Below are 5889 nucleotides of genomic sequence, written 5' to 3' on the forward strand. Positions count from 1 at the left end.
GCCCTTAATGCCCTCAACCTGTGAAACCACCCGATCGCGTAGCTTGAGACAAAAAAGGAACCGGGCAGCGATGAGTGAGGAGTACATGATGCTTATTCTCAAATCCTTGTGTCAAGCCTGATTGAGATGCTCTTACCCTGAGGGTTGCTAGGAGCCTACTGGAATGCGCCTTACCTGCATGATGGTGGGGTTGCGGTTGGGGACAACATTGAAACTGAGGTGGGTGTTCCGGCAACCCTGATGTCGAATGTTCGTGTGAATCCGGCGAATAGTTTACTGGGTTTGATTGATCGACAATTGCGCGATCGCATTATTCAAGCCAATCAAGCAGCAGGACTGGAAGCTGTAGATGTGCAGGGCATTGGACATGAGTATTGGGTGGATGAAGAGGCAGGCTTTAATGCTCAAGACCAGCAAGCCTTAATTCAATATCTGCTATGGCCTGCTGATCTTCCTGCCCCTGTTGAAACAGAAGCTAACGAACCAGACTCAGAGCTTTTTGCAGGCAAGCAGAACTCGTAAAAAACCAAACACAACAGCAAAATTACAGACCTGGCGATCTGATTGATCGTCAGGTCTGTTTTTGGATAATTCCTCATGCCGGAGTGGGAGCGTCTCCCTTGCTGTACTATAGCAGTCCTAAATCAGTTGTGGAATACCCTCACCCCCAACCGTTGGCGGCCCAGAACGTCCGAGGGGAGCTAAAGATGTTATAAATCATTGAGGATTGCTATAGGGTAGGGCTGTTTCATTCTCAAGGTCAAATTACTTTTTTGCTTGTTCGTAAGCTTTATCTGGCAGGGGATACAGCCGTTATTTCCTAATTTTCAACCTAAAAGTAGGAAAGAAGGCTGAAAACCCTTGGGCTGTAACGCTTACGGGGTAAGGAAAATTTTATAATGAAACAGCCCTAATTGCTATAGGGAGGGAGACGATCCCACTGCATTCTATTACCCTAATGATTTAGACTTGCTATAACAATTTCAAACCGGAATTTTTAATTGAATGGGCTGGTCAATAAACTGATTATTTTGGGGGTGCAAAGAAAGTCTAATTTAGTCTAATAAATTTTGCTGTTTAATTTGAACAGCGAATTCCTGAATCATCGGAATACAAACGGAATTACCAATTTGTTTATAGCATTCTACGATACTAGGATGTCTTTTGAAATTATCGGGAAAACCCATAATTCGATAACACTCATCCAGGGTTAATTTCCGCACGGCATTTTCCTCGGGAATATAAATAAAAAATCGGCCTGATGTTTCTTGTGATGGTAAGGTCGGATGAACCCCTTTCACCGAATAAATCCGATTCGGTTGTCTATGAACTCTTGACAGATGTTCTGTATTGGGTCTAATCCCGGTTTTCCAAATATTTTTATTGCGATATCCTACAAAAATTAAGCCGGAAGCTTGGGGTTTGGGATGTTCAATTAATGTGTATTCCTCATGCTTTAAATACTCAAAATTTCCTTCTTTATCTAAGAATTTTTCAAGACTAGGAGTGGAAAGTTGTTTTTGAATCAAATCAAAATTAAAGGTTCGATTTAAAGTGCCAATAATAATCACCCGCTCTCGATTTTGGGGCAAATTAAAATCTTTAGAATTCAATACTTGATAACTAACAGAATATCCTAAGTCTTCTAAGGAATAAAGAATCGTCTCTAAAACTTTGCCTCGGTCCAGATGCAGGAGGTGCTTCACATTTTCCAAGACAATCACTTGAGGTTTTTTTATTTCAATGATTTTGCATAAGTGAAAAAACAGGGTTCCTCTCGTGTCCTTAAAGCCATTTCGTTTTCCTGATATACTAAAAGGCTGACAAGGAAAACCCGCTGTTAGGACATCGTGATTGGGAATATTTTGAATATCTAAAGTGGTAACGTCTTTTTCGGGTAAATCCCCAAAGTTTTGATAATAAACTTTCTGGCACGCTTCATTAATTTCACAGGAGTAAACACAATGATAGCCTGCTTTTTCAAATGCCAGACGGAATCCTCCAATTCCGGCAAATAAGTCAATAAATTTAATTGAATCAGTCACTAATCTTTAAAGTGAAGTGAGTTTTAACAATTATAGCATCTAATAACCTATAGAAATTGCAGCAGTATGGGTGTTTGATGCCATTTGATACTGCGAAAAAAGCGGCTGAACTTGATCCGATTGTTGCCTTGCGGGGTGTCTATGGCGTTTATCTTCTTCAAAGGGTGTCTATAAACTAAAAGCGATCGCCCTTTGTTCTTGGCAGCGATCGCTTGTTTATTTTTATCTTCTATCACAGGATATTAAGAGCTTTTGCTAATTAATCTGAAGCGTCCCCAAAAATCTACATAGCGCACATTGGAGTCTGCTGATACTCGCACTGAACCCATGCTTAGGGCCGTCTGCTTTACAATTCTTAACTCTTCAGGATATCGCGGTTGGGGGTCATTTTCTAACCAAACCGGAGGGACCATCATGGGGTCGTAGGCGGCAATGGTATCAATGACTCCAGGTCGGTTCTTGAACTGCACCCGTTGTCCAGGGTGAAAAACCACTGCTTCTTCTTGTTCTAGGTCGTTATCAAATCCAATTGTCACAGCCACCATAAAATTCTCCTTATATGTTTGTATTTTTATTTAGACTAACCTTTTTTGGTCAAGGTTTGGTAAAAAAGACAAAATTTGTTACAAAATTGACAGAAATATAAAAAATCTTCAAAATCTGCCTATTGAATCTATCTCTGGGTAGGTGTCAAGGGTGAAGCTACCCCGCCTTCAAAAACCGAGGAGTATCATGGGTTGTAGCCATTGAATCCGCTAACGACTTTGAGGTTTTAGGGTGAGCCAGAGGAAGCATTGCTACAGGGTGGTTCTAGGGATTTTAACAATCCTAAATCAGCAATAATCTGGAAAAATTCTTAAGATTAGCAAGGGTTGAGGCTCAGGACCCGGATAATTGTGGGGAGTTAATGAGTAATTTTACTTAAGTAAAAATGCTACATTGAAGCAGCGCGATCGCATCAACTAGCTATGACTTTCCACGAATTTTAGTGAATAAGTAAATAGACTTAATTCAACTCAAAATAGAAGAGGGACGCCAGATTAAACAGGCGTCCCTCTTATTTCAGCAGAAATCAAGGGTTAAATCCCAGGATTTAGGGCAGTCATTTCCTGAAGGGCCGATCGCCCCTGAATCGGCCAGGGTTACTGTGCAAGCCAATTCTGGATTAAATCCAGCAAGCTGGAACCGCCAAACCAGACCCCCATCAAAATAGAGCCAGAGAGCAAAAATCCCATCACACAAAGCACTAACCCACCCAGGGTAATGACTCCATCATCATCCAGTAAGCCAAAGCCGGTGACGAAAATACCGATCGCCGGTAAGGTATTGGTCCCGGGGATGGGAATCATCATCGAAGCTCCCATCAGGGCGATCGCACTCCCAATGACGACTCGACCGGCTAAACTTTTGCAGATATAGGTTAAGCGGGGACGAGAGAGCAACTCGATTTTTTCCAACCAGGGAATCCCGGCTTTTAAAATGCCTTGAACCTTCGACAAGGCGATCGGGTAATTCATAACCCGTCTAGGCATCCAAGGACGTTGAGCGCCAGCAATTAGCTGAACCGCCAACAGTAATAACACAAATCCAAATGGAACCGAGTATCCTGGTGCAGGTACGGGCAAGGCTGAAGGTAACGCCAAGAATACAAACAAAAAGCCAAAAATGCGTTCTCCAGCCAGCCGGATAATATCCGCTAACATTACGCCTTCGGGACGTTCTTCTTCAAAAAAATAGCGATGCAATTCAACAGAAAGTCGAGCCACAGGGTTTACGTGAACGGCAAGATGGGGGAGATAGGGAGGATGGGGAGGATGGGGAGGACAGGACAGATCGGGAAAATGGATTAAATTTTTCCTGTCTTTAATTGTTGTTTATCCTTGCCCTTTCATCCTTAATCTTCTAATGACATGAGACTTAAAGAACCATTCTAGTCCCCCCCCTTGGCAAGGGGGGGTTAGGGGGGGTCTCTTCCGAATCTTGGCAGAGATCTAGATCTTGCCCTTCCTCAAAGAAGACAACCCGATGATTTTAAGTTCCAGAAGTCCAGGAATTGATGTACTCTAATTGAGCCGAAGTCAGGGTATCCATATTGATGCCCATTGCTGCGAGCTTCAGACGAGCAATTTCCTGGTCTACTTCCGTCGGAATCGAGTGTAAACCGGGGACCAACTTGCCTTTATTCTTGACTAAATATTCACAAGCCATTGCTTGGTTGGCAAAGCTCATATCCATCACCGCGCTGGGGTGTCCTTCCGCTGCGGCGAGGTTAATCAAACGACCTTCTCCCAGGACAATCACCGATTTGCCAGACTTGAGGTGATATTGTTGGGTAAACGGACGCACGGTGCGAACTTCAGAGGCTTCTGCGCCTAGGGTTTTCAGGTCGATTTCGATGTCGAAGTGACCGGAGTTACAGACGATCGCCCCATCCTTCATCTGAGCAAAATGTTCACCCCGAATCACGTGCTTGTTGCCAGTTACGGTAATGAACACATCGCCTTGGGATGCCGCTTGTTCCATCGGCATGACGCGGAATCCGTCCATCGTCGCTTCTAGGGCACGCACGGCGTTGATTTCCGTCACGACAACGTTGGCACCCATGCCTCGGGCACGTAAGGCGGTCCCTTTGCCACACCAGCCATATCCGGCAACAACGATGGTTTTACCGGCTAATAAGATATTGGTGGCGCGGATGATGCCATCGAGGGTGGATTGACCCGTTCCATAGCGGTTGTCAAAGAAATGTTTGGTTTCGGCGTCGTTGACGTTCATCGCCGGGAAGGAGAGGACCCCATCTTTGAACATGGCGGCGAGGCGCACGATGCCGGTGGTGGTTTCTTCTGTGGTGCCGATGATATCGGGGAGTTGATTTTGGCGATGCTGGACTAAGTGGGCGGTGACATCGCTACCGTCATCGATGATGATGTTGGGTTTATGATCCAGGGCGATTTCAACGTGACGGTTGTAGGTGGCGTTGTCTTCTCCCTTGATGGCGAAAACCGGAATTCCATAATCCACCACTAGACTCGCGGCGACGTCATCTTGAGTGCTCAGGGGGTTGCTGGCAATCAGGACCGCATCTGCACCACCGGCTTTTAAGGCAATGGCGAGATGGGCGGTTTCGGTGGTGACGTGGCAGCAGGCGGAAAGGCGGATGCCAGCGAAGGGTTGTTCTTTGGCAAAGCGATCGCGGATCAGTCCGAGAACGGGCATTTCCCGTCCCGCCCATTCAATTCTCTGTTTGCCTAATGGAGCCAGAGAAAGGTCTTTGACTTCGTGTTTGATCTGAGTGGTGGTTGCTGTCATCGAACGGGTTCCTAAAAATAACAAATTGCCATGACTTCTATACCTTACTCTATCGTTCCCTAGGGTGGGGAGGGCGATCGCCAGATTTGTTTTGGGGCGCTTCGGGTTGGGGTTCCTTTGGCGTTTCTACTTAATCCGGTGAAGTGTCTTTTGGCTTGGACTATTGTAGTTTGTTCACCAGGGATGCCCGAATCTCAATGAGTCCCTCAGAATCCGGATTTACCCGATCCATGACAGGGCGCACTTCCCGCACTGGACTTTCTGGAAGCACTGAGGTGTGGGCAGGGGTCCTCTTTAGGGGCGATCGCCGAACAGGGACCCAATCTAGGCTGGCCCGAGGGGGGTTTTTTTCTTTGAGTCACGCCGGTACTTTGGCCGAGAAAAGGGGCTATAATACTTCTATTTAGTCAGCATAGCACCTATTAAAAAAACCCTCTTAATGGTTTAAGAGGGTTTTTGTCTTCTTTACAGGGTTATGGTTTCGGGTGCAAAATTCTCATCAGTTCGTTGAATAATAACTCTACTCCCTTGGCAG

5 protein-coding genes are annotated in these 5889 nt (G+C 45.4%); 1 reads left to right on the plus strand and 4 read right to left on the minus strand.

Annotated elements, in window-relative coordinates:
- Positions 1–144: 144 nt before the first annotated feature.
- On the plus strand, positions 145–522 hold the full coding sequence (locus NG833_RS29300) for a hypothetical protein (protein WP_254568795.1): 378 nt from the start codon (positions 145–147) through the stop codon (positions 520–522).
- A 533-nt stretch (positions 523–1055) separates the two neighbouring features.
- Here NG833_RS29300 and NG833_RS29305 read toward each other — a convergent pair.
- The 4 genes from NG833_RS29305 to ahcY all read right to left on the minus strand — a co-directional run bounded on the left by NG833_RS29305 (position 1056) and on the right by ahcY (position 5354).
- Positions 1056–2045 carry a DNA cytosine methyltransferase gene (locus tag NG833_RS29305; protein ID WP_254568796.1) on the minus strand — a complete coding sequence of 330 codons (990 nt, stop codon included), beginning with the start codon at positions 2043–2045 and terminating at the stop codon, positions 1056–1058.
- 242 nt (positions 2046–2287) lie between these two features.
- On the minus strand, positions 2288–2590 hold the full coding sequence (locus NG833_RS29310) for a hypothetical protein (protein ID WP_254568797.1): 303 nt from the start codon (positions 2588–2590) through the stop codon (positions 2288–2290).
- A gap of 597 nt (positions 2591–3187) precedes the next feature.
- Positions 3188–3811, minus strand: coding sequence for an exopolysaccharide biosynthesis protein (locus tag NG833_RS29315; protein WP_254568798.1), 624 nt, complete (start codon positions 3809–3811; stop codon positions 3188–3190).
- 265 nt (positions 3812–4076) lie between these two features.
- Positions 4077–5354 carry an adenosylhomocysteinase gene (ahcY, locus tag NG833_RS29320; RefSeq protein ID WP_254568799.1) on the minus strand — a complete coding sequence of 426 codons (1278 nt, stop codon included), beginning with the start codon at positions 5352–5354 and terminating at the stop codon, positions 4077–4079.
- Positions 5355–5889 lie beyond the last annotated feature (535 nt).

The organism is Oscillatoria sp. HE19RPO, from assembly GCF_024220515.1.
In the GTDB taxonomy this organism is placed as follows: domain Bacteria; phylum Cyanobacteriota; class Cyanobacteriia; order Cyanobacteriales; family Laspinemataceae; genus Laspinema.

Coding starts and splice junctions, on each gene's coding strand:
- ahcY (WP_254568799.1), bottom strand. CDS start 5,354: ATGACAGCAACCACCACTCAGATCAAACACGAAGTCAAAGACCTTTCT.
- NG833_RS29310 (WP_254568797.1), bottom strand. CDS start 2,590: ATGGTGGCTGTGACAATTGGATTTGATAACGACCTAGAACAAGAAGAA.